The organism is Peteryoungia algae (genome assembly GCF_030369675.1).
Lineage (GTDB): Bacteria > Pseudomonadota > Alphaproteobacteria > Rhizobiales > Rhizobiaceae > Allorhizobium > Allorhizobium algae.
Genome location: NZ_CP128477.1, coordinates 682,661 through 702,342, shown reverse-complemented (window position 1 = coordinate 702,342; position 19,682 = coordinate 682,661). Strand labels below are relative to the sequence as shown.

General features: G+C 61.5%; 16 protein-coding genes and 2 tRNA genes. 3 read left to right on the top strand and 15 right to left on the bottom strand.

The window, feature by feature from the left end; genetic code table 11:
- Positions 1-21: 21 nt before the first annotated feature.
- The 6 genes from scpB to QTL56_RS03560 all read right to left on the bottom strand — a co-directional run bounded on the left by scpB (position 22) and on the right by QTL56_RS03560 (position 8,925).
- Entirely contained in the window at positions 22-756 is a 735-nt protein-coding gene (gene scpB / locus QTL56_RS03585) for an SMC-Scp complex subunit ScpB (protein ID WP_245136999.1), read from the bottom strand.
- A 7-nt stretch (positions 757-763) separates the two neighbouring features.
- The gene (locus tag QTL56_RS03580; RefSeq protein WP_229576476.1) at positions 764-1,561 is read right to left on the bottom strand and encodes a segregation and condensation protein A; all 798 of its coding nucleotides are present in this window, start codon (positions 1,559-1,561) and stop codon (positions 764-766) included.
- A gap of 71 nt (positions 1,562-1,632) precedes the next feature.
- A complete protein-coding gene (gene nagZ / locus QTL56_RS03575) occupies positions 1,633-2,661 on the bottom strand; it encodes a beta-N-acetylhexosaminidase (protein WP_245137000.1) in 1,029 nt (342 codons plus the stop codon).
- A gap of 128 nt (positions 2,662-2,789) precedes the next feature.
- Positions 2,790-5,822 (bottom strand): SPOR domain-containing protein, encoded by a 3,033-nt coding sequence (locus QTL56_RS03570; protein ID WP_245137001.1) that lies wholly within the window; start codon positions 5,820-5,822, stop codon positions 2,790-2,792.
- Between the two features lie 65 nt (positions 5,823-5,887).
- The gene (gene argS, locus QTL56_RS03565; protein WP_245137002.1) at positions 5,888-7,648 is read right to left on the bottom strand and encodes an arginine--tRNA ligase; all 1,761 of its coding nucleotides are present in this window, start codon (positions 7,646-7,648) and stop codon (positions 5,888-5,890) included.
- A gap of 59 nt (positions 7,649-7,707) precedes the next feature.
- Positions 7,708-8,925, bottom strand: a complete 1,218-nt coding sequence (locus QTL56_RS03560; RefSeq protein ID WP_229576383.1) for a deoxyguanosinetriphosphate triphosphohydrolase — start codon at positions 8,923-8,925, stop codon at positions 7,708-7,710.
- Positions 8,926-9,122: 197 nt separating this feature from the next.
- Between QTL56_RS03560 and erpA the strand changes: the two genes are divergently transcribed.
- Together erpA and xth are read left to right on the top strand one after the other, a co-directional pair.
- The gene (erpA, locus tag QTL56_RS03555) at positions 9,123-9,455 is read left to right on the top strand and encodes an iron-sulfur cluster insertion protein ErpA (protein WP_229576384.1); all 333 of its coding nucleotides are present in this window, start codon (positions 9,123-9,125) and stop codon (positions 9,453-9,455) included.
- Positions 9,456-9,462: 7 nt separating this feature from the next.
- Positions 9,463-10,248: an exodeoxyribonuclease III gene (gene xth / locus QTL56_RS03550; RefSeq protein WP_229576385.1), complete on the top strand. Its 786-nt coding sequence runs from the start codon at positions 9,463-9,465 to the stop codon at positions 10,246-10,248.
- A gap of 87 nt (positions 10,249-10,335) precedes the next feature.
- On the opposite strand, the gene exoR is transcribed toward xth, so the two are convergent.
- The 9 genes from exoR to QTL56_RS03505 all read right to left on the bottom strand — a co-directional run bounded on the left by exoR (position 10,336) and on the right by QTL56_RS03505 (position 19,307).
- Positions 10,336-11,127: an exopolysaccharide production regulator ExoR gene (gene exoR / locus QTL56_RS03545; protein WP_280640731.1), complete on the bottom strand. Its 792-nt coding sequence runs from the start codon at positions 11,125-11,127 to the stop codon at positions 10,336-10,338.
- A gap of 32 nt (positions 11,128-11,159) precedes the next feature.
- Entirely contained in the window at positions 11,160-11,441 is a 282-nt protein-coding gene (locus tag QTL56_RS03540) for a hypothetical protein (RefSeq protein ID WP_229576386.1), read from the bottom strand.
- A 232-nt stretch (positions 11,442-11,673) separates the two neighbouring features.
- Positions 11,674-12,894: an OmpP1/FadL family transporter gene (locus QTL56_RS03535; protein WP_370660320.1), complete on the bottom strand. Its 1,221-nt coding sequence runs from the start codon at positions 12,892-12,894 to the stop codon at positions 11,674-11,676.
- Positions 12,895-13,329: 435 nt separating this feature from the next.
- Complete coding sequence (locus QTL56_RS03530) at positions 13,330-16,260, bottom strand: valine--tRNA ligase (RefSeq protein ID WP_245137003.1); 2,931 nt, start codon at positions 16,258-16,260, stop codon at positions 13,330-13,332.
- A 114-nt stretch (positions 16,261-16,374) separates the two neighbouring features.
- A complete protein-coding gene (locus tag QTL56_RS03525) occupies positions 16,375-17,328 on the bottom strand; it encodes a DUF2497 domain-containing protein (protein WP_245137004.1) in 954 nt (317 codons plus the stop codon).
- A gap of 195 nt (positions 17,329-17,523) precedes the next feature.
- Complete coding sequence (locus tag QTL56_RS03520) at positions 17,524-18,195, bottom strand: protein-L-isoaspartate O-methyltransferase family protein (protein ID WP_229576389.1); 672 nt, start codon at positions 18,193-18,195, stop codon at positions 17,524-17,526.
- A gap of 228 nt (positions 18,196-18,423) precedes the next feature.
- Positions 18,424-18,497, bottom strand: a tRNA-Cys gene (locus tag QTL56_RS03515).
- A gap of 122 nt (positions 18,498-18,619) precedes the next feature.
- A complete protein-coding gene (locus QTL56_RS03510) occupies positions 18,620-18,874 on the bottom strand; it encodes a hypothetical protein (protein ID WP_245137005.1) in 255 nt (84 codons plus the stop codon).
- A 151-nt stretch (positions 18,875-19,025) separates the two neighbouring features.
- Positions 19,026-19,307 carry a hypothetical protein gene (locus QTL56_RS03505; protein ID WP_229576391.1) on the bottom strand — a complete coding sequence of 94 codons (282 nt, stop codon included), beginning with the start codon at positions 19,305-19,307 and terminating at the stop codon, positions 19,026-19,028.
- Positions 19,308-19,471: 164 nt separating this feature from the next.
- On the opposite strand from QTL56_RS03505, the gene QTL56_RS03500 reads away from it, so the two are divergent.
- Positions 19,472-19,546, top strand: a tRNA-Asn gene (locus QTL56_RS03500).
- Positions 19,547-19,682 lie beyond the last annotated feature (136 nt).

Sequence of the window (19,682 nt, the reverse complement as noted above, 5' to 3'; positions counted from 1 at the left end):
TCATCGTTGAAAAAGCTGACCCTATTCCTCTGCTTCACCGCCCGGTGTCAAGAGGCCGAGCTCTTCGAGGTCCAGCTGGGTAATCGGATCCTCCTCCTCGCTAAGCTCGTCATGGCCCATGGGAAGCGGGATGTTGAAGTTCGCCGGAATACGGCCAGAGAGCAGCCCTGCCCCCTTCAACTCTTCGAGACCCGGCAGATCGCGCAGTTCCTCCAGCCCGAAATGATCGAGGAAATCACGGGTCGTCCCAAGGGTCACAGGGCGTCCGGGCGAACGCCGGCGCCCGCGAAAACGCACCCAGCCCGCCTCCATCAACACGTCGAGCGTGCCCTTGGAGGTCTGCACGCCTCTGATGTCCTCGATCTCGGCACGCGTGACCGGCTGGTGATAGGCGATGATCGCGAGCACTTCGAGAGCAGCACGCGAGAGCTTCTTGACCTCGGCCTCGTCGTTGCGGATGGCAAATGAGAGATCGGCCGCCGTGCGAAACGCCCAGTGGTCGTCCACCTGGACGAGGTTCACCCCGCGCGCAGCGTAATCCTCCTTCAGCTGATGCAGGATATCCGTCGCCGCGATGCCGTGTGGCAGACGCTCTTCGACAAAGGAGGTCGAAACCGGCTGGGCAGACGCGAAAACCAGGGCCTCGGCAATGCGCAACGCCTCGCGACGGTCGAGCTCGGCGCGGAGCGATGCAGAATGCCCCCCCTCCTCGGCTTCCTCGCCGTCATCCGGCTCCCTCTCGTCGACGTCGATCATGTCAGCTTCACTCCACCGATTTCAAAGCTTCGGCCCTGGGACCGCTGCGCATGTAGATCGGCTGGAAGGCCCCATCCTGTCGGATCTCAAGTCGGCCTTCACGCACGAGTTCGAGGGAGGCTGCAAAGGAACTCGCAATCGCGGTCACCCGGTCCTCGGGGCTCGGCAGGTAGCGCAAAAGGAAATGGTCGAGCGCCGTCCAGTCGGTGATCTCGCCGATCATGCGGGTCAGGATCCCGCGCGCATCCGACAGCGACCAGACCCGCCGCCGCTCGATCGTCACCTGGGTGATTGCCTGGCGCTGGCGCAGTGAAGCGTAGGCCGTCAGCAGATCATAGAGCGAAGCCTCATAGGCGCTCGTCGCGCGCGAGGGCACATGTTCCGGCGCACCGCGCGGGTGGACATCACGGCCGAGACGGTTGCGGTTGACGAGCCGGCTTGCGGCCTCGCGCATGGCCTCCAGCCGTTTCAGGCGGAAGGCAAGCGTCTGGGCCATCTCCTCGCCCGAGGGGCCGTCGTCTTTCGGCTGCTGCGGGATCAGGAGACGCGATTTCAGATAGGCGAGCCAGGCCGCCATCACCAGATAGTCGGCAGCCAGCTCGATGCGAATGCGCCGGGCGGTTTCGATGAAGAGCAAATATTGCTCGGCCAGGGCCAGCACCGAAATGCGGGCGAGATCGACCTTCTGATTGCGGGCAAGGAAAAGCAGGAGATCGAGCGGGCCTTCGAAACCCGCGACATCGATCAGGAGTGCCGGGTCGCTTGCGGCCCGCTCCTCGGCATTGTCCTGCCAGAGGCTGTCCATCGGCGTCGGCACCGGTGTCTCTCCCTGGGAGGGCCGGTTGAGGATCGTCGGCTGGACAGGACCGCGCACCATCAGGCGACCGCCATCAGGTTGGCGAATTCTTCACGCAAGGTCTGCTCGTCAGCATCATCGGGCGCAACGAAAGCCGCTTCCACCGCATCCGCCCGTCCGCGGGCCTGGCCCGAAAGTTCGGACACGGCGGCGGCAACAGCCTTCATCTCGTCCATATGGCCGTGGCAGTGCAGCACGACATCGAGCGTCGCCGCGATCCGCACTGCGCGTTCGCCGATCGTGCCCTCAAGCGCATTCATCGAGATATCGTCGGACATCAGCAAGCCCTCGAAGCCGATCGCCTTGCGCACGATCTCCTCGGTGACGATGCGCGAGGTCGAGGCCGGATGATCTGGGTCGATATCGGTATAGACGACATGGCAGCTCATGCCCATCAGCTCCTGTGCCAGCGCCTTGAAGGGCACGAAGTCATGCGCCTCGAGCTCGGCGCGCGGTACGGTGACGACGGGCAGTTCATGATGGCTGTCGGCCATGCCGCGACCATGGCCCGGGATATGCTTCAGGACCGGCAGCACGCCGCCGGCCTTCAGCCCGTCCGCTGCAGCCTGTCCCATCTTCGCGACCACATCTGGATCGTTGGAATAGGCGCGGTTGCCGATGACATTGCTGGCCCCTTCAATGGGCACGTCGAGTACGGGCAAGCAGTCGACATTGATGCCGAGGCGATAGAGATCGAAGGCATGCAGGCGTGACATCAGCCAGGCCGCCCGCAGGCCCTTCGCTTTGTCCTGGCCGTAAAGCGCGCCCAAATCGGCGCCCGAGGGATAACGCGGCGCAATCGGCTCGCGGATGCGCTGCACGCGACCGCCCTCCTGGTCGACCAGGACGGGCACGTGGTGTCCACCGCCAACCGTATCCCGCATCTCCGCAACCAGATCCTTCACCTGTTCGGCCTCGCCGATATTGCGACCGAAGAGGATGAATCCCCAGGGCTGCTCATCGCGATAAAAGGCCTTCTCGTCAGCGGTGAGACGCTGGCCGAGGCAACCGAGGATCATGGCTTTGGCGGAACGGGATTGTGCTGTCATGGGAAGACCATATCGAGGGGGAAGAAAAAGCCGAAGGGACCGGAAGGTGACCTCAGGCGCTCATACACAAGAAAAGAGGCGGAACACGCGGTTCCGCCTCTCGAATGCTCAGATAATCAGTGCTGTTCTCAGCGGGAGACGAGGCAGCTGCCGCCAGCGGCACGATATTGTTCGCACAGCGCCACGGCTTCATCCTTGGAACCGGCCCCCACGCGCACCCGGTAAAAGGTGCCCTTGCCGGGGATGTCCGCCTGGCGGATTTCCCAGGGCTTGCCGCCCAGGATGTTGCCGAACTTGGACGACAGGTTGCGATAGCTCTTCTGCGCGTCCGCTTCCGACGGCAGCGAGGCGATCTGGATGCCGAAACTGCCAGCGGGTGCAGCAGCGGCCGGCGCTGTGGCCGCCGGGGATGCCGCAGCCACTTCGGCGGGCGCTTCAGCAGGTGCTGGCGCAGCCGGTTGGGCCGAACGTACATTGCCCTGATCGGTGACGGTTCCCACGACATTGACCGGCTGGTCAGCCGGGCGACTTGTCGGGATCGGGGCGCGCGGTGCGCCCGAATCGTTGGCAGTCGGTGCCGCGGCAACATCCGTGGCCGCCAATGTCTCCACCGTCTCAGGCGTCACGGCCGCCAGTTCGGTGGCTGCTTGCGCCGTTGCGGCAGGCACGGTTTGCGACGCAGCGGTCTCGGTCGGGCCACCCGGGGTCACGACGCGCGTATCGACGGTCCTGACGGTATCACCGCCATTGGAAGAGGGCACGCTTGGCGGTGCGAGCACCGGCGTATCCGCCGTTGACTGCGATGGCGTTGCGGCGGCTGTCGGCTCCGCCGGCACTTCCTGTGCGACCAGCGTGCCATCCGGACGCACGATCATCGTGCGGACCCTGCGCGGGGTGATCGTCGCCGGATCTTCGGCGCTTGCCTGCGGAGGCTGGCCGTCGGGCAGCAGGCGCGGATCCTCGGTCTCGCCGACCGGCGTCGCCATGGCATCGTTCTCGCCTTCCAGCGGCAGCGATTCGGGGATCAGCGTGCGCTGAACCACGTCGACGGGCTCTTCTTCCGAGGAAATCAGGCTCGGCTGCTTGGGGTCTTCGACGCCACTTCCCGCCACACGATCATAGACCGCCTTGTCCTGGTTCGGAACGGACTTGCCGCCCGGATTCTCCGGCACCATTTTGACCGGCGTCTTGTCAGCGGCGATCACGACCGGCTCTCCACCGGACAGCGTGCCAACGGCACCGCTGCCGAGCCAGGCATAGAGCCCCCCCGCACCGGCAAGCAGCATCACGACCGCAGTTCCCGCCATCAGATAGGGCTTGACGCGGCGGAAGCGGAATCCCTGGCCTTCACCGGCGATGGTGATGTGGCCACGGCTTTCAGGCTCGAAGTGGCCAGAGGCCGACATGGTGCTGATGAGATCTTCTTCCAGCGCCTTTTCGAAGGCTTCGAAATCCTCGAGCGGTGGCTGTGCCGTTGCCTGCGGAGCCGTTGTAATCGGCGCAGCGCTCACGCGGCCTGCCGAGACCGGCTTCGGCTGCGGCGCTGCGGGCTCCTCGAAGAGTGTCGCAAGCTCGGCATCGATGTCGATGTCATAGTCCGGCTGAGCCGGTTGGGTCGCGCGTGCCTCCGCCACCGGCACATCCGGCACATCCATGCCGCTCAGGGTTTCGAGCAGGTCATCCTGCTCCGAAATCTCGGAAGGGTCGAAGCCGAAGCTGTCCTCGGTCGGCGCAGCAGGACGAAACGGCGACGATGTCGGAGCGGACGCCGGCGCATAGGTTTCAGCCGCAGGGCGGGTCACCGGCGCTGCGTATGACGCCGAGACTGAAGGTGTCGGAGGAACGGCGAGAGCCGCCGCCGGGGGGGCAGCTGCGAAAGACGAGGCAACCATTGGCTCTGGACGGACTGCCGCCAGAGGTGCAGGAGCAGCGGCGAAAGCGGGCGCCGCCGTTGCGACGGCTGCGACGGTCGCAGACGCGGGCTCAACCGCAGGCAATTCGGGCGCCACTTCGAGATCGGACAAGTCCAGCTCGATCTCATCCAGCTGCAGCTCGAACTCCTGGTCGGCGAAGGGATCGAAATCCTCCTCGGATACGGCGGGCGCTGCGGGCTGCTCGACCGGCTCCCTTACCTTGGCAGCGAGATGCGCATCCTCTTCGAAGGCGAGTTCATCGAGAAAGTCGAAGCCGAAGTCCAGCTCGTCATGCTGGACGCCCGCGACAGCATCCGTCGAAACCGGCGCAACTGGCCGCTCCATCTCGATTGCAAATGGGTCGAATTGCGGCGCAGGTGTCGGCGCCTCGGCCAATTCGGGAGCGGAAGACAATATGGCCGGAATGGGTTCGACCGGACCGGAGGCCCAATCGAAGCTCGCCTTGCCAAAGTCGAGATCGCCAAGCGGCCGTGACGCCTCAACGGCGGGTGCGTTCGGTGCCTCGAAGCTAGAAGCTTCGAATGCCGGCACAGTCGCGGCCGGCTGCACGGCGACCGGCGGCTCGGCCCGACGAACCGGCTGCGCGGCGAAATTGGCAAGCGGCAGGCGCAGGCGCGGCGGCTCGGGCTGAACCGGACGCGCTGGCGCGACAAACGGCTCCGGGCGAATGTCGGCATCTGCGACCGCGAACTCCAGCTCATCGGCCAGATCAAAGGAAAGATCAGGCTCGACCAACTGCTCGGATCGCATTTCGTCGTGACCATATGCGGGAGCCGGATCCGCGACGTAGCGATCGGCATCCGGCGCATAGGCGTCAGCTTGCGCAAAGTGCGGAGCCTCGACCTCGACATGCTCCGGCACCAGACCAGAATCTGGCTCTGCATAGGCAACGGCCTGCGGCTCGAAACTCGGCTCTTCGCGATGGCGTGGTGTTTCGTAGACTTCAACCGCGGAAGGGCGGGGCAGCACAGGCTCGGGCGCTTCGAGCTCAGGCGCATAGGAAGACGGCGCGGGAGAAGCTTCGTAGCCCTCGAACTCGCGCATCAACTCGTCTTCCAGATTGAAGTCAGCCGAAGACATATCCGGCGCCTGCGGCAGCGCAACGACAGTTTCGCGCTTCAGAGGCTGATCGAACCCAACGATGCGGGCGAGCTCCGCCAGCGGATCATCATCCGCGAAACCATCGCCCTGCGATCGAATGCTGTTTGCAGCCTGCTTCTGTACCATACCCTGTTCCACTCACTCACGCGACTCAACGCCTGCCAGCGTAATGTGGGGAATTGGTGACGATACTATCGCATTTCGACCGGAGCTTCGGTGCCAGTAATGGCGAGTCCCGACTTCAACACGGAGGCGACAGCATGCACCAGCCCAAGCCTGGCGATGGTTAATTCTCTATGTTTATCGTTAACAAAGCGTAATTCGGGCGAATCCTTGCCCTTGTTCCAGTGAGCATGGAGCGAGCTTGCCAGATCATGCAGGTAAAATGCAAGTCGATGCGGCTCCTGGGACAATGCTGCTGCCTCGATGATTCTCGGATATTCGGCAAGCTTTGCAACCAGTGACAGTTCCGTTGGGTCCTGGATCTGTCCCATTACGGCACTGGCAAGGTCGAGTTTCTCGATATCGAGATCGGGCAAGGCTTCCTTTGCCTGGCGCATGATCGACATGCAACGCGCATGGGCATACTGCACATAGAAGACCGGATTGTCCTTCGACTGCTCCGTCACCTTGGCAAAGTCGAAGTCGAGCGGCTCGGAATTCTTCCGGTAGAGCATCATGAAACGCACCGAATCGCGGCCAACTTCCTCGACCACTTCGCGCAGCGTGACGAAATCGCCTGAACGCTTCGACATCTTCACCGGCTCGCCGTCGCGGTAAAGCTTGACCAGCTGGCAAAGCAGGACGGTGAGCTTCGACTTGCCTTCCGACACGGCGCGGTTGACCGCCTCCAGCCGCTTCACATAGCCGCCATGGTCGGCACCCAGCACATAGATCATCTCGGTGAAGCCGCGATCGAACTTGTCCTTGAAATAGGCAACGTCGGCAGCGAAATAGGTAAAGCTACCATCCGACTTCATCAGCGGGCGGTCGATGTCGTCACCGACTTCGGTCGAGCGGAACAGCGTCTGCTCGCGGTCTTCCCAATCTTCCGGCAACTGCCCCTTCGGCGGCGGCAGCTTGCCCTTGTAGACATGGCCCTTGAAGGTCAGGTCATTGATGGCCGAGAGGATGCGGCCGCCGTTGCCGGCGTGCAGGGTGCGCTCGGAGAAGAAGACGTCGTGATGCACGTTGAGCGTGGCAAGATCCTCGCGGATCATGACCATCATTGCAGCGATGGCCTTGTCCTTGACGATATCGAGCATCTCCTCTTCCGGCATGGTGAGGAGCTTGGTGCCATACTCGTCGGCCAGGACCTTGCCAACCGGAACCAGATAGTCACCCGGGTAGAGACCTGCGGGGATCTCGCCGATGGTCTCGCCCAGAGCCTCCCGATAGCGCAGGAAGGCGGAACGGGCGAGGACCTCGATCTGAGCGCCGGCATCGTTGATGTAGTATTCCTTGGTGACCTCGTAACCCGCAAAACCGAGCAGGTTGGCCAGCGTGTCGCCGACAACGGCGCCACGGCAATGGCCGACATGCATCGGGCCCGTCGGATTGGCCGAGACATATTCGACATTGACCTTGTGGCCGGCACCGACGGAGGCACGACCGAAATCCGTGCCCTCACGGATCATGACCGCCAGCAGCCGCTGCCAATAGGCAACCGAGAGCCGGATATTGATGAAACCGGGGCCAGCGACGCCGACTTCGGCGATATCCGGATCCTGCTTCAGCTTTTCGCCGATCAGGTCGGCCAGCGCGCGCGGGTTCATGCCCATGCCCTTGGCGAGCACCATCGCGGCATTGGTCGCGGCATCGCCATGGCTCGGATCGCGCGGCGGCTCGACGACGATGCGGCTGAAGTCGAGGCTGTCCCGCTTCTCGCGCACCGCCTCGATCTCGTCGAGCGCTGCTTTGATCCGGATTTCGAAATCGGCGAAAAGATTCATGACGTGTCCCTGCGCGCCGGCGCTTCGCACCGGCGTTTCCTTAGAATTTCGTCGGGTGCCTATCGCAATTCGGGAGTCCGGTCAAACAACTCCCGATGCGTGCGCACCGCATAGGTATCCGTCATGCCGGCCAGATAGTCGCCGACATGCCGGGCCTTCTGCCCGTCATTGAGGCCGGAAATATGGTTCACCCAGAAGTGGCTCTTCATCAGCGTCGGGTCGGCCATGTAGGCGTTGAAGAGATCGGTGACGATCTCGGCGGCGGCGGCCCGAATGCGCATGATGTCGGGGTGACGATAGATGCGGCTGAACAGGAGCTTCTTGATCGCCTTGTCGGTCTCGGCCATCTGGTCGGAGAATGTGGCGATCGTCATCGAGGCCGCCCTGACATCCTCGACATTCTGGGGCGCCACCAGCTTCAGCCGCTCCTGCGCCACTCCGATCACATCCTCGACCATTCGCGTGATCTGCCGGCGCATGATCTCGTGGGTAAACCTGTCAGGGTCGAGATGCGGATAGCGGTCGCGCACCTCCTTCATCAGACCGGCGAGAAAGGGCACGTCCTCCAGCATGTCGAATGTGAGGTAACCGGAGCGCAGACCGTCATCGATATCATGGGTGTTGTAAGCAATGTCGTCGGCGATGGCCGCAACCTGGGCTTCGAGCCCGGCAAAGCTTTCCAGTTCCAGATCATGGATTTCGCAATAGTCCAGGATCGGCTGGGGTACAGGTCCGCGCGTCCCCTGCCCGTCCTTGGTCTTCAATGGCCCATTGTGCTTGACCAGGCCTTCGAGCGCTTCCCAGGTGAGATTGAGCCCGTCAAAATCGGCATAACGCCGCTCCAGCTTGGTAACGATGCGCAGCGACTGCGCATTGTGGTCGAAGCCGCCATAGGGTTCCAGCACCTCGTGCAAGGCATCCTCGCCGGTGTGGCCGAAGGGTGTGTGGCCAAAATCGTGCACGAGCGCCACGCCTTCTGCCAGATCTTCATCGAGCTTCAGCGCACGAGCCAATGCTCGGGCAATCTGGGCAACTTCGATCGTGTGCGTCAGACGGGTGCGATAATGATCGCCGTCCGGCCCAATGAAGACCTGCGTCTTGTGCTTGAGGCGGCGAAAAGCGGTCGTGTGGACGATGCGGTCGCGGTCGCGCTGGAAATCGGACCGGGTGAGGCTGCCGCCCTCGGCAAAGAGCCGGCCACGGCTTTGCAGCGGATTGGTGGCGTAAATCGCCCGTTCGCCCGTGCCGAAACCCAGTGCTGATTGATCAATCGTCATGCCTGTGCCGCTTGCTCCCCATTGACGCAACTCTTGTGCCTTCATACCTATAGCGGACAAAGCCGCAAGGCGATGCGGGTTCTGAAGCGCCTTCAGCCCGCGCCGCCTTATCAAAAATCGCGCATTTGCGTGACAATGCGGTGATTTGCACCGAAGTGAACCGTTTTCACCGGGCCTTGAACCCGGCAGGAGGCAGAATGAGCACCGAAACAGTTACCCTTTCCGAAGCCGCAGCGAAGCGAATCGCGGCGATCGTCGCTGCCGATGCCGAGAAACAGGCGCTGCGCGTGTCTGTCGAAGGCGGCGGCTGTTCCGGCTTCTCCTACAAATTCGACCTCGACGGCCAACCGGCAGGCGACGACATCGTGATCAGCCGCGACGGCGCCACTGTCCTGATCGATCCGATGTCTCTGATCTACATGGCCGGCTCCGAGATCGACTTCGTCGACAACCTGCTCGGCCAGTCGTTCCAGATCAAGAATCCCAATGCCGTGGCGAGCTGCGGCTGCGGCACCAGTTTCTCCGTGTGAGTGCATGATGAAAATTGCCACCTGGAACATCAACGGCGTCAAGGCACGCATCGAGAATCTGTGCCAGTGGCTGAAGGACAGCGATCCCGACATTGCCTGCCTGCAGGAGATCAAGTCGGTCGATGAAGGTTTTCCCCGCGGCGAGATCGAGGCGCTCGGCTATCACGTCGAGACGCACGGCCAGAAGGGTTTCAACGGCGTTGCCCTGCTCTCCAAGATCAAGCCGGACGAAGTCAATCGCGGCCTGCCGGGTGACGACACCGACGAACAGGCGCGCTTCATCGAGGGCGTGTTTTCGGTCGACGGCGGCGTCCTGCGTGTCTGCTCGCTCTATCTGCCGAACGGCAATCCGTCGGACGATCCGGTCAAATACCCCTACAAGCTCGCCTGGATGGCGAGACTCGAGGCCTTCGCGCGTGACCGCATGGCGCTTGAGGAACCACTCATCCTTGCCGGCGACTACAATGTCATTGCCGAGCCGCATGATGCGAAGGATGCCAGCCAGTGGGTGACCGACGCGCTCTTCCTGCCCCAAACGCGGGCGGCTTTCCGGCGGCTGGAGAATCTCGGCTTCGTCGATGCGGTGCGCGCAACCACCGACGAGACGCCGCTCTTCTCATTCTGGGACTATCAGGCCGGTGCCTGGCAGAAAAACAACGGCATCCGCATCGACCACCTGATGCTGTCGCCTGAGGCCTCCGACCGGCTTCGCTCGACGGCGATCGAAAAACATGTCCGGGCCTGGGAGAAACCCTCGGACCATGTGCCTGTTGTCGGTCACTTCGCTTTCTGACCTCAGAAAATCCAATCGCAGACAAGAAAATGGGCGCTGAGGCGCCCATTTTTGAAGTTCCTGCTAATGTCGTCGCGAGACCTGCGCTCAGTCGCCCTGCGTGAAGACCTCAGGCGCCAGCGCCACGGCCACCCGGCGGTCGTCTTCGGTCGCGAGCGAAAAAGCCCGTTCCTGCAGATCCTGCATCCATGGACAATCCTTCTGGCTGCAGCGCTCCAGTGCGGCCGTCAGGAATGCGAGACCGCGCACTGTCTGACCTTCTTCGAACAAGACGTTGCCGAAGATCGACATGGCGCCGGCATGGCCGCCCTTGCGTGCCATGTTCAGCCACTTCTTCGCCTGCTGCACGTTCACACGACCGCCCTCGCCGGCCAGGATCATGCGGGCCAGCTGGAACTGGGCTTCCGGCACTCCAAAGGTGGATGCGACCTGGAAATAGATCTGCCGCGCCTGGGCGAGGTCCGCCCTCACGGGGCTGTCGGGAATACCCTGGCGATAATACCGGGCAAGCGACAGAAGCGCATTGACGAAGAAGCCGGTGTCCGCAGAACCGGGCTCGACGCCCTGGTTTGCGATCTCGGCATAAATCTTGAAGGCTTCGAAGTCGTTTTCGACGACACCGTCGCCGGCCTCATACATGTTGGCGAGCGCCCAGCGCGAGCCGGTATGGCCCTTTTCGGCGGCATAGCGATAAGCCTCGACCGCTTCTTCCTTCTGGCCCTTCTTGTAGGCGTTGAAGCCGAACTTGAAGAGGTCGAACGGGCCGGATTCCTTGCTGACACCGGCGTTCATATCGAAGGCAAGCGCAGAGGGCCCGCTGGACAGCAACAAAGCTGCCGTCACAAGCACTACCGAAGATTTCCAGTCACGTAGCCGCATGGGTCCGCACAATTTCCAAGACATAATGGACATCAGATACACCGCCCCGCATTTGCGGCCGGTTCAACTGCGCCGGACTTCGAGATTGCACCACAGCGATGAACAGACGGTTCATGCCCGACCTTGTCGATGGCCTTGCCGCCCAGGCTCAATATTATTCTCTTCTGCATGGTCTGGAGACTAGACCGGATTTCCGGCAAGACCGGGGCGATCGCAAACGCCCCCTCCATTTCCTTTTCCAGACAGGCCGACCGCTCCCCAAGAACAGTCGAAGTCATTGCTATCAGCACCGAATTTTTGCCCCAGAGGCTCATGTTGAACTCTTAACGCCACCCACCGGAAACAGCCCCCGCCGTCTCTCGCAACACCGGTGCTCTTTGTTTGTGGCGGGAAATGGACAAATTCGGCACGAGCGCGGCAGCCGAAGAAGGATAGATGCGCTGTTGCAGAATCATCACATTCCGGAAAGCTGAAATAGCGGTCGACGGCTTGAAACGAAAGAAGCCCGGACGAGCCGGGCTTCTGACACATTTTCCTCAGCGATGCTCAGAAGCGGACCTTGAGGGAGGTGGAAACTGCGGCCGCCAAGTCCGTGCCGTAGTCGTAGGACACGTCGCTTCCATAGGATTCGCCATCGATGGTAACGGCTCCAGAGCTGCCAGACGTCAGAATACTTAATGCACCGGCCAAGCGGAACTCTACGTTATCGGTCGGCGTGTACGATACGCCGGTGCCGAAGGTCCATGTGTCGCTCTGAGCGCCGAAGCCCTGAGAGGTGCCACGATCCCAAGTTACCGAGCCCGCGACACTCCACTGGTCATTCAGCTTGTGACCGATACCACCGCTGACCGTCCAGCCGTCGCGATAGCCGAGATCGAGTGACGTGCGCTCCGTCGTAGTGCCAACACGGTAGAAACGCACCTTCTGCAACTGGCTCCAGTCTGTCCACTTCACGGAACCAAATGCGAGCCAGTCCGGAGCGATACCAGACTGTAGTTTCAGCTCAAGCGAATCTGGCATCTCGGCAGAGCCATACACATTCTCGACCGTCTGGCCAACTTGGCGCAGGTCAAGTGTACCAGTTATGTCATCCAGCTTAACTTGGCTATTGTAAACGAGACTTGCGCGCAGTGCGTATTCCGGAATCTCGTAGGCCGCACCCACCCGAAAACCGTAACCATCGCCCTCAAGGTCCAGTCGGCCAACACCCGTTAGACTACCCAAACCGGCGGCAACCGGATCGATCACCAGCCGCTCTTTAAAGCCATCGACCTGCTGATAAAATCCGCCGCCAATTATGCGCACCTGACCAGGTCCGAGATCGAATCTGTAGGAACAGGTCAACCCATAATTGTGACTATTAACCTTAGTCTCAATGTTTTGGTTAGCGCCAGCCCAATTTGAACCGGGCTTCGTGTGCGCTCCCCAGGGTTGCGAGTAGTCCGCCAAGCACTCCACGCCCTCAGTAAGAGTGGCCTTCAGACCAACGCGAGGAACGAAATAGCTCTCAGTTTCATCGACGGAGTTTGGTCGAGCGTTTAAGCTAAGGCCACCGGGTTGAGAGGTTGCATCCGTGTCTCTTACGTTCTTCAGAGTTCTATCTGGCGCAACATAGACCACGCCGCTTTCGAACGTGTACTGGCCAGGATCGAACAGAAGATCGATGTTGTAGCCGCCACGTTCAAGACCGCCTGCCTGCGCGCCTCCCACGAATGCGCATGCTGCGATCAGCCCGAGGGCGGTTGTCTTCATCAAGTGGTTCGCCATGTCTCTCCCCAATTCCGGCAAAACTGTGATTTGCGATAGTAGACATGTGCGACAGAATGACAATCCGGTGATCGCCGTCACACCATTGTTCCATCATCGAAATTTTTACGTAACGTTTTTGACGCGCACGTAAAACATGCCACCGCTTGGATATTTTTTTCGTCAGGCCGGGAAAATTTGATCTTGGAAAGAACATTATTCCAAGCAAGCGCAGTGGCGTTGCCGGAACGCAACAGGCTGGCCGATGATCGCAAAGCGCAAATTTCAGGCAGTTGCATTCGCAATAATCTGAAGCGGTCCCCAGATGACCCTGATATCGGCCAGAATCGTTATGCAGTGCAGCATTCTTCTGCCCGAACTCGCCCTTCGTCTGCAAAAGCTAAAGGCCGGATCGCAGACCCGGCCTTTAGAATTTCATTCCCGATGCGTAGCGGCTTACCCGGCCTCGACAACCCGCTTCAGGGCCGTCTCCAGGCTTGCCTTTTGCACCTCCAGCTCCTGGTGACGCTCGCGCTCCGCGGCGACGACATCGGGATTGGCATTGGCGACGAACTTTTCATTGTTCAGCTTGCCGGCGATACGGGCCATTTCCTGGTCGACCTTGGCAATCGCCTTTTCGATGCGGGCCTTTTCCGCGCCGAGATCGATCAGCGCGCCGAGCGGCAGGCAGGCGGTCGCCTCGCCGACAACGATCTGGGCGGCCCCCTTCGGGGCAAGATCAGCCACGGTGATCGCCTCGACGCGGGCGAGACGCTTGATCGATGCCTCGTGCCGGAGCAGCCGCTCCTGGGTGACGCCATTGGCGCCGACCACGACGAGCGGTGCTGTCGCACCCGGGGGCACGTTCATCTCGGAGCGCGCCGAGCGAATGCCGGTCACGAGGTCGATCAGCCAGTTGATGTCGGCTGCCGAATTCTCGTCGGAAAATTCCGGCGCCGGCCAGTCAGCATGGCAAAGCAGCAGGTCACGAGATGCGCCTTCGCCTGCCGTATGCGCCCAGAGTTCTTCGGTCATGAAAGGCATGAAGGGATGCAGGAGCTTGTAGATCTGTTCCAGCACATAGGCAGCGCAAGCCTGCGCTTCCTTCTTCGCCGTCTCGTCCTCGCCCATGAAGATGGGTTTCAGCAGTTCCAGATACCAGTCGCAGAACTGGTTCCAGACAAAGCGGTAGAGGCTGCTGGCCGCATCGTTGAAGCGGTAGCTTTCGATTGCTTCCGTCACTTCGCTCTCGGTGCGCGCCAGTTCCGTCAGGATCCAGCGGTTGATCGCCAGCGATGTCGTTTCCGGCAGGAAGGTCGGATCGGCCTTCACACCGTTCATCTCGGCGAAGCGGGTGGCATTCCACAGCTTTGTGCCGAAGTTTCGGTAGCCGGCGATGCGGGCCGGGTCGAGCTTCACGTCGCGGCCCTGGGCGGCCATGATCGCCAGCGTGAAACGCAGGGCGTCCGCACCATATTCATCGATCAGGTCGAGCGGGTCGATGACATTGCCCTTCGACTTCGACATCTTCTGGCCGGCCTTGTCGCGGACGAGCGCGTGGACATAGACCGTGTGGAAGGGCTCGACCGGATTGCCGTCCTCGTCCTTCATGAAGTGCAGGCCCATCATCATCATTCGGGCAACCCAGAAGAAGATGATGTCGAAGCCCGTGACCAGCACGTCGGTCTGGTAATATTTCGCCAGTGCCGGCGTGTTCTCGGGCCAGCCGAGCGTCGAGAAGGGCCAGAGCGCCGATGAGAACCAGGTGTCGAGCACATCCTCGTCGCGGGTCAGGATCTCGCCGGGCTGGAAATTCTCGAGCTTCTCCTCAACCCAGGCCTTCCACGGACCCTCATGGGCGATGTAGTGCTGGATCGCCGAATGCAGCGCCTCTTCCTCGGTCTTCTCGACGAAGACCTGACCATCCGGACCGTACCAAGCCGGAATCTGGTGGCCCCACCAGAGCTGGCGCGAAATGCACCAGGGCTCGATGTTTTCCATCCACTCGAAATAGGTCTTTTCCCAGTTCTTCGGGACAAAGTTGGTGCGGCCCTCGCGAACGGAAGCGATTGCCGGCTCGGCGAGCGTCTTTGCGTCGGCAAACCACTGGTCGGTCAGCATCGGCTCGATGACGACGCCGGAGCGGTCGCCGAAGGGCTGCATGATCTTCTTGCTCTCGACGAAGGGAATATCATTGCCCTCCCCGTCCTTGACGGTGACGGCGAGACCTTCTGCATTGATCGCATCGACGATGCGCTTGCGGGCCTCGTAGCGGTCGAGACCGCGATATTCCTCCGGCACCAGATTGATGTCATCGACCTCAGCCTCGTTCGGCAGCAGGCCGGACCTTGCGATCTCCAGGGCACGAGCGGCGTAGTCGGCGTAGTTCTCGCCGTCTTCACGCATCTTCGCCTGGGTATCCATCAGGCGATAGAGCGGGATCTTGTTGCGGCGCGCGACCTGATAGTCGTTGAAGTCGTGTGCGCCGGTGATCTTGACGGCGCCCGAGCCGAACTTCGGATCCGGATATTCGTCGGTGATGATCGGGATCAGGCGGCGATGTTCCTTCGGGCCCACGGGGATCTCGCAGAGCTTGCCGACGATATCGGCATAACGCTCGTCCGAGGGGTGGACAGCCACCGCGCCGTCCCCAAGCATGGTTTCGGGGCGCGTGGTCGCGATCGCGATATAGTTGCGCTCCTCCTGGAAGGTGACGTTGCCGTCCTCGTCCTTCTCAACATAGGTATAGGTTTCACCACCGGCGAGCGGGTACTTGAAGTGCCACATATGGCCTTCAACTTCCTTGTTCTCGACCTCGAGATCGGAAATCGCGGTTTCGAACTTGGGATCCCAGTTGACCAGCCGTTTGCCGCGATAGATCAGCCCTTCCTTGTAGAGCGTGACAAAAACCTCGAGCACGGCGGCCGAGAGGCCCTCATCCATGGTGAAGCGTTCGCGCGACCAGTCGCAGGAGGCGCCAAGACGTTTCAGCTGGTTGAAGATCAGGCCGCCCGATTCTTCCTTCCACTCCCAGACCTTCTCGATGAAGGCGTCGCGCCCCATGTCACGGCGCGAGAGGTTCTGGCCGTTTTCAGCAAGCTTGCGCTCGACCACCATCTGGGTCGCGATGCCGGCATGGTCCATGCCCGGCTGCCACAGAACGTCCTTGCCGCGCATGCGCTCGAAGCGGACCATGATGTCCTGCAGCGTGTTGTTCAGCGCATGCCCCATGTGCAGCGAACCGGTCACGTTCGGCGGCGGGATCACGATGGTGAAGGTGTCCTCGCCCGGCTTCGCGTTGGCGCCGGCACGGAAGGCGTCCGCCTCCTCCCAGGCTTTCGCGATCTTCGGTTCGACGGCGGCTGAATCATAGGTCTTTTCGAGCATTTTCCGACCGGATATTCGAGTTCTGGATGTGGGTTGGTAAACAGGACTGGCAAAACCAAGTCAATAAAAAAGGCCGCTCTTGCGAGCGGCCCATGATCCCTGAAGGGGCTACGGTCAGCGTCGCGGGCCGCGGGCGACGCGTTCGATCTCTTCGCGCACGAGGCGCTCCACCAGCGTCGGCAGGTTGTCGTCCAGCCAGTCCTTCAGCATGGGACGCAGCATTTCTTCCGCCATTTCATCGAGCGAGCGACGCTCGGTGCCGTCGAAGGCAGCAGCCAGTTCAGAGAAGGAACGTGAGACCTGCTCGACCGTTGCGGCCGAAACCAGCGCAGTCAGGTCGCGGGCTTCGCTTTCGGGTTCGGCGCGGGGCTCAAGTTCCGGCGCATCCATCGACATCTCCTCCTGTGCTTCGGACACCGGCTGCTCCGCGGCAGGTGCAGCACGCTCGACGCGCACCTCGACCGATGCAATGCGGGCCATCGACGCTTCCGGCGCTGCAAAAGACGTGTGTTCCCCCTCTGGCAGCGCGCGCTGCGCGGCAGGCGCCACAGGCTCGGCGGCGAAAGATGCGCGCAGATCGGGCTGACGGATTTCGGCGAGCCGCGCCGTCATCGAAGGTGTCTCGACAGGACGGGCATCACGGGCTTCTGCAGCCGGCTCACGACGCAAGGCTTCCGGCATGCCAGGCATTTCCGAACGGCTCGGGGCCTGAACGGGCCGCTCAATGCGTTCGGAGGCCGAGCGCACACGGGCCGCGAGATCGGCAAGCGACACGCTCTTGGGCATGTCGTCGCCTTCGGCCTGCGGCGCTTCACGGCGTGGCTCGACTTCGACACGCGGGATTTCCCGGTCAAACATCGAAAAAGACGGACCGGCATCATTGGCCGCAACGAATTCGCCGCCATCATAACCCATGTCGGCGTCGTCGGCACCGTCCTCGTCTGTGAGATCAGACGCATCCTGCGACAGGCTTCCGCCATTCACCGGATCATTGCTTTCGATAATCCGGCGGATGGATGCCAGGATCTCTTCCATGGACGGTTCACGCGCTACGCTTGGCTGAGCCATACTAATCCCCGTTGTCCTCAGAAACTGTCGACCGGGCAGATTGCTGCCGAGCCGATTCGCGCTCACCCTAGGATACGCACTTGCCGAAAAAAATCACGCCTGCTGCAGGAATTGTCGTGATGCACAGTTTTGTTTGGCCATCACGAAAAGGCCCGCACGCGGCGGGCCTTTGAATAGGGTCGTCCGGATCACGTCTCAGAAGACGAATTCGGCAGCCTTGCGGAAGCCGGGCAGCGGCTTCACGGCGGCATTGAAATATTCGGTGTAGGAGGTCATGCCGCCATTCTTGACATAGAGGCGGGCGCGGGCCGCATTGCCATAGCCAACGACGGCAACCAGACGGCCGCCTTCACGCAACTGCGACAGGATCGCTTCCGGCAGTTCCTCAACGGCACCGTTGACGAAGATCACATCGTATGGGGCTTCTGCGGCATAACCGTCTTCGAGCCTGCCCGAAACGACGGCGATATTGTCGTAGCCGAGTTCGGAGAGCTTTTCGGTCGCCTTGGTGACCAGCGCCTCGTCGCTTTCGGTCGCAACGACCGAGCCAGCCAGAAGCGACAGGATGGCAGCGGCATAACCCGCACCACAACCGATCTCCAGCACAAGGTCATCTTTGGTGATGGCGGCGAGTTGCAGGAGCTTGGCGAGCGGCGACGCCTCCATGATGTAGCGGGCCGGGCTGCCATCCCGGGCCGGACAGACCTGCGTGTCCTCATCGATATAAGCGAGCGGCTTCAGCTCGGCCGGAACGAAGGCTTCGCGCGGCACCGTGAGGAAGGCGTTCAGGACGGAATGGGATGTGACATCCGTGGTCCTGATCTGATTGTCCACCATCTTGGTGCGTGCTGCTGCGTAATCCATCATCTTATTCGCGCCCCGTGTCGACCGGCCATAGCGGCTACTTGCCCCCGTGTCTTTAATTGCAGGCCGGGACGCTTTCAAGCCGCTCTTCCCCTCGCACACGAGAATATCGCGGTTGCAGCATGTTGCGCGCCCTCACCTTGAGAGCGAAACGCAGGTGCATGCGCGAAGGCGCCACAGCGCGCGACCGCCTGAAATGCCGGAAAACCTGAAAGATGTTGAAGGTTCGGATGGAGGCCTCGCCCGGAATTGAACCGGGGTACAAGGATTTGCAGTCCTCTGCGTCACCACTCCGCCACGAGGCCATCCGGGTATAAAAGTGCGTGTGGTGGGCGGCATTTAGAACGGATCGAGAAAGAGCGCAAGGGGAATTTCTGCGAATTTTGATGCCTCCCGGCGGACCGCCCTTGCCCACCTCATGAAGGCTTCAGGCGTCCTGCGTCGACCACCGGCGACGATCGAGAAGCCGTGTCGCCGCCATGACGGTCGCCGCATCTGCAAGACGCACCGGATCGGTCACACCGGCGGTGTAGAGACGGATGACCGCCCGGCCGACGGCCTCACGGTGACCGTCGTCGATCATGATTCGATCCGGCTTCGGAGCCATCGCCCGCATCGCGCCCTCGATGATGTGGAAATCCGCGGGCGTCAGGATCATCATGCGTTCGGGTGGGTTACACATCTCGACCAGTCCTTGGCTCAGCGCCGGAACCGACCACGGCAATCGCAGTTCGGTCTCCCGGCTCAGTCCGCCCATAATAGGCGGACGCAAGATGCGGGGTCATTTCACTAAGACATGTGCCCAGGGGTAAAAGCCGGACCGGCCTGTGACGTCAGGCGTCAAGATCGCTGCGCGACCCCTTGTTGCGCCGATGCCACCAGATGGCCACACGCCTGCGCCTGCGTCGCACGAAAGACAGGTCATGCGACAGGACCACGAGGCCGACCGGCACCATCCAGAAACCGAGGATCGGCAAAAAACCGAGGAAACCGCCGCCCACGAGCGCCGTTCCGGTCGCGATCCTGCCGCCCCGGGAGCGTGGCACGGGGATCTCCAAACGGCCAAGGACAAGCCGGCCCCGCGCCTGGTCGAGACGATAGCGTCTTTGCGGCAAAGGTTGAAACTCCCGGTTTTTCGGGCTTTCCGGCCCTGTTTCGACCCTTAAAGAGATGGTGAACCCACAAATAAAAACAAGCGCATGACATTTTTTTTGAAAAACCGCTTGGCAAACGAGGCGAGCATCAGTATTACCCCGCTCACACCGCGCCAAGCGGCTGTTCCCTGGTAGCTCAGCGGTAGAGCATTCGACTGTTAATCGACAGGTCGCCGGTTCGAATCCGGCCCGGGGAGCCATTTCTTTCAAAGGCCCGCGCCTCAACAAGGCGGCGGGCCTTTTGCTTTCTGGCCAGAAGCCCGGCATTGGCGCCCGTCATTTCGCGGGCCTGATCTCACCACCCTGAATTGTTCAACACCGGGGAAACTTCCTCTT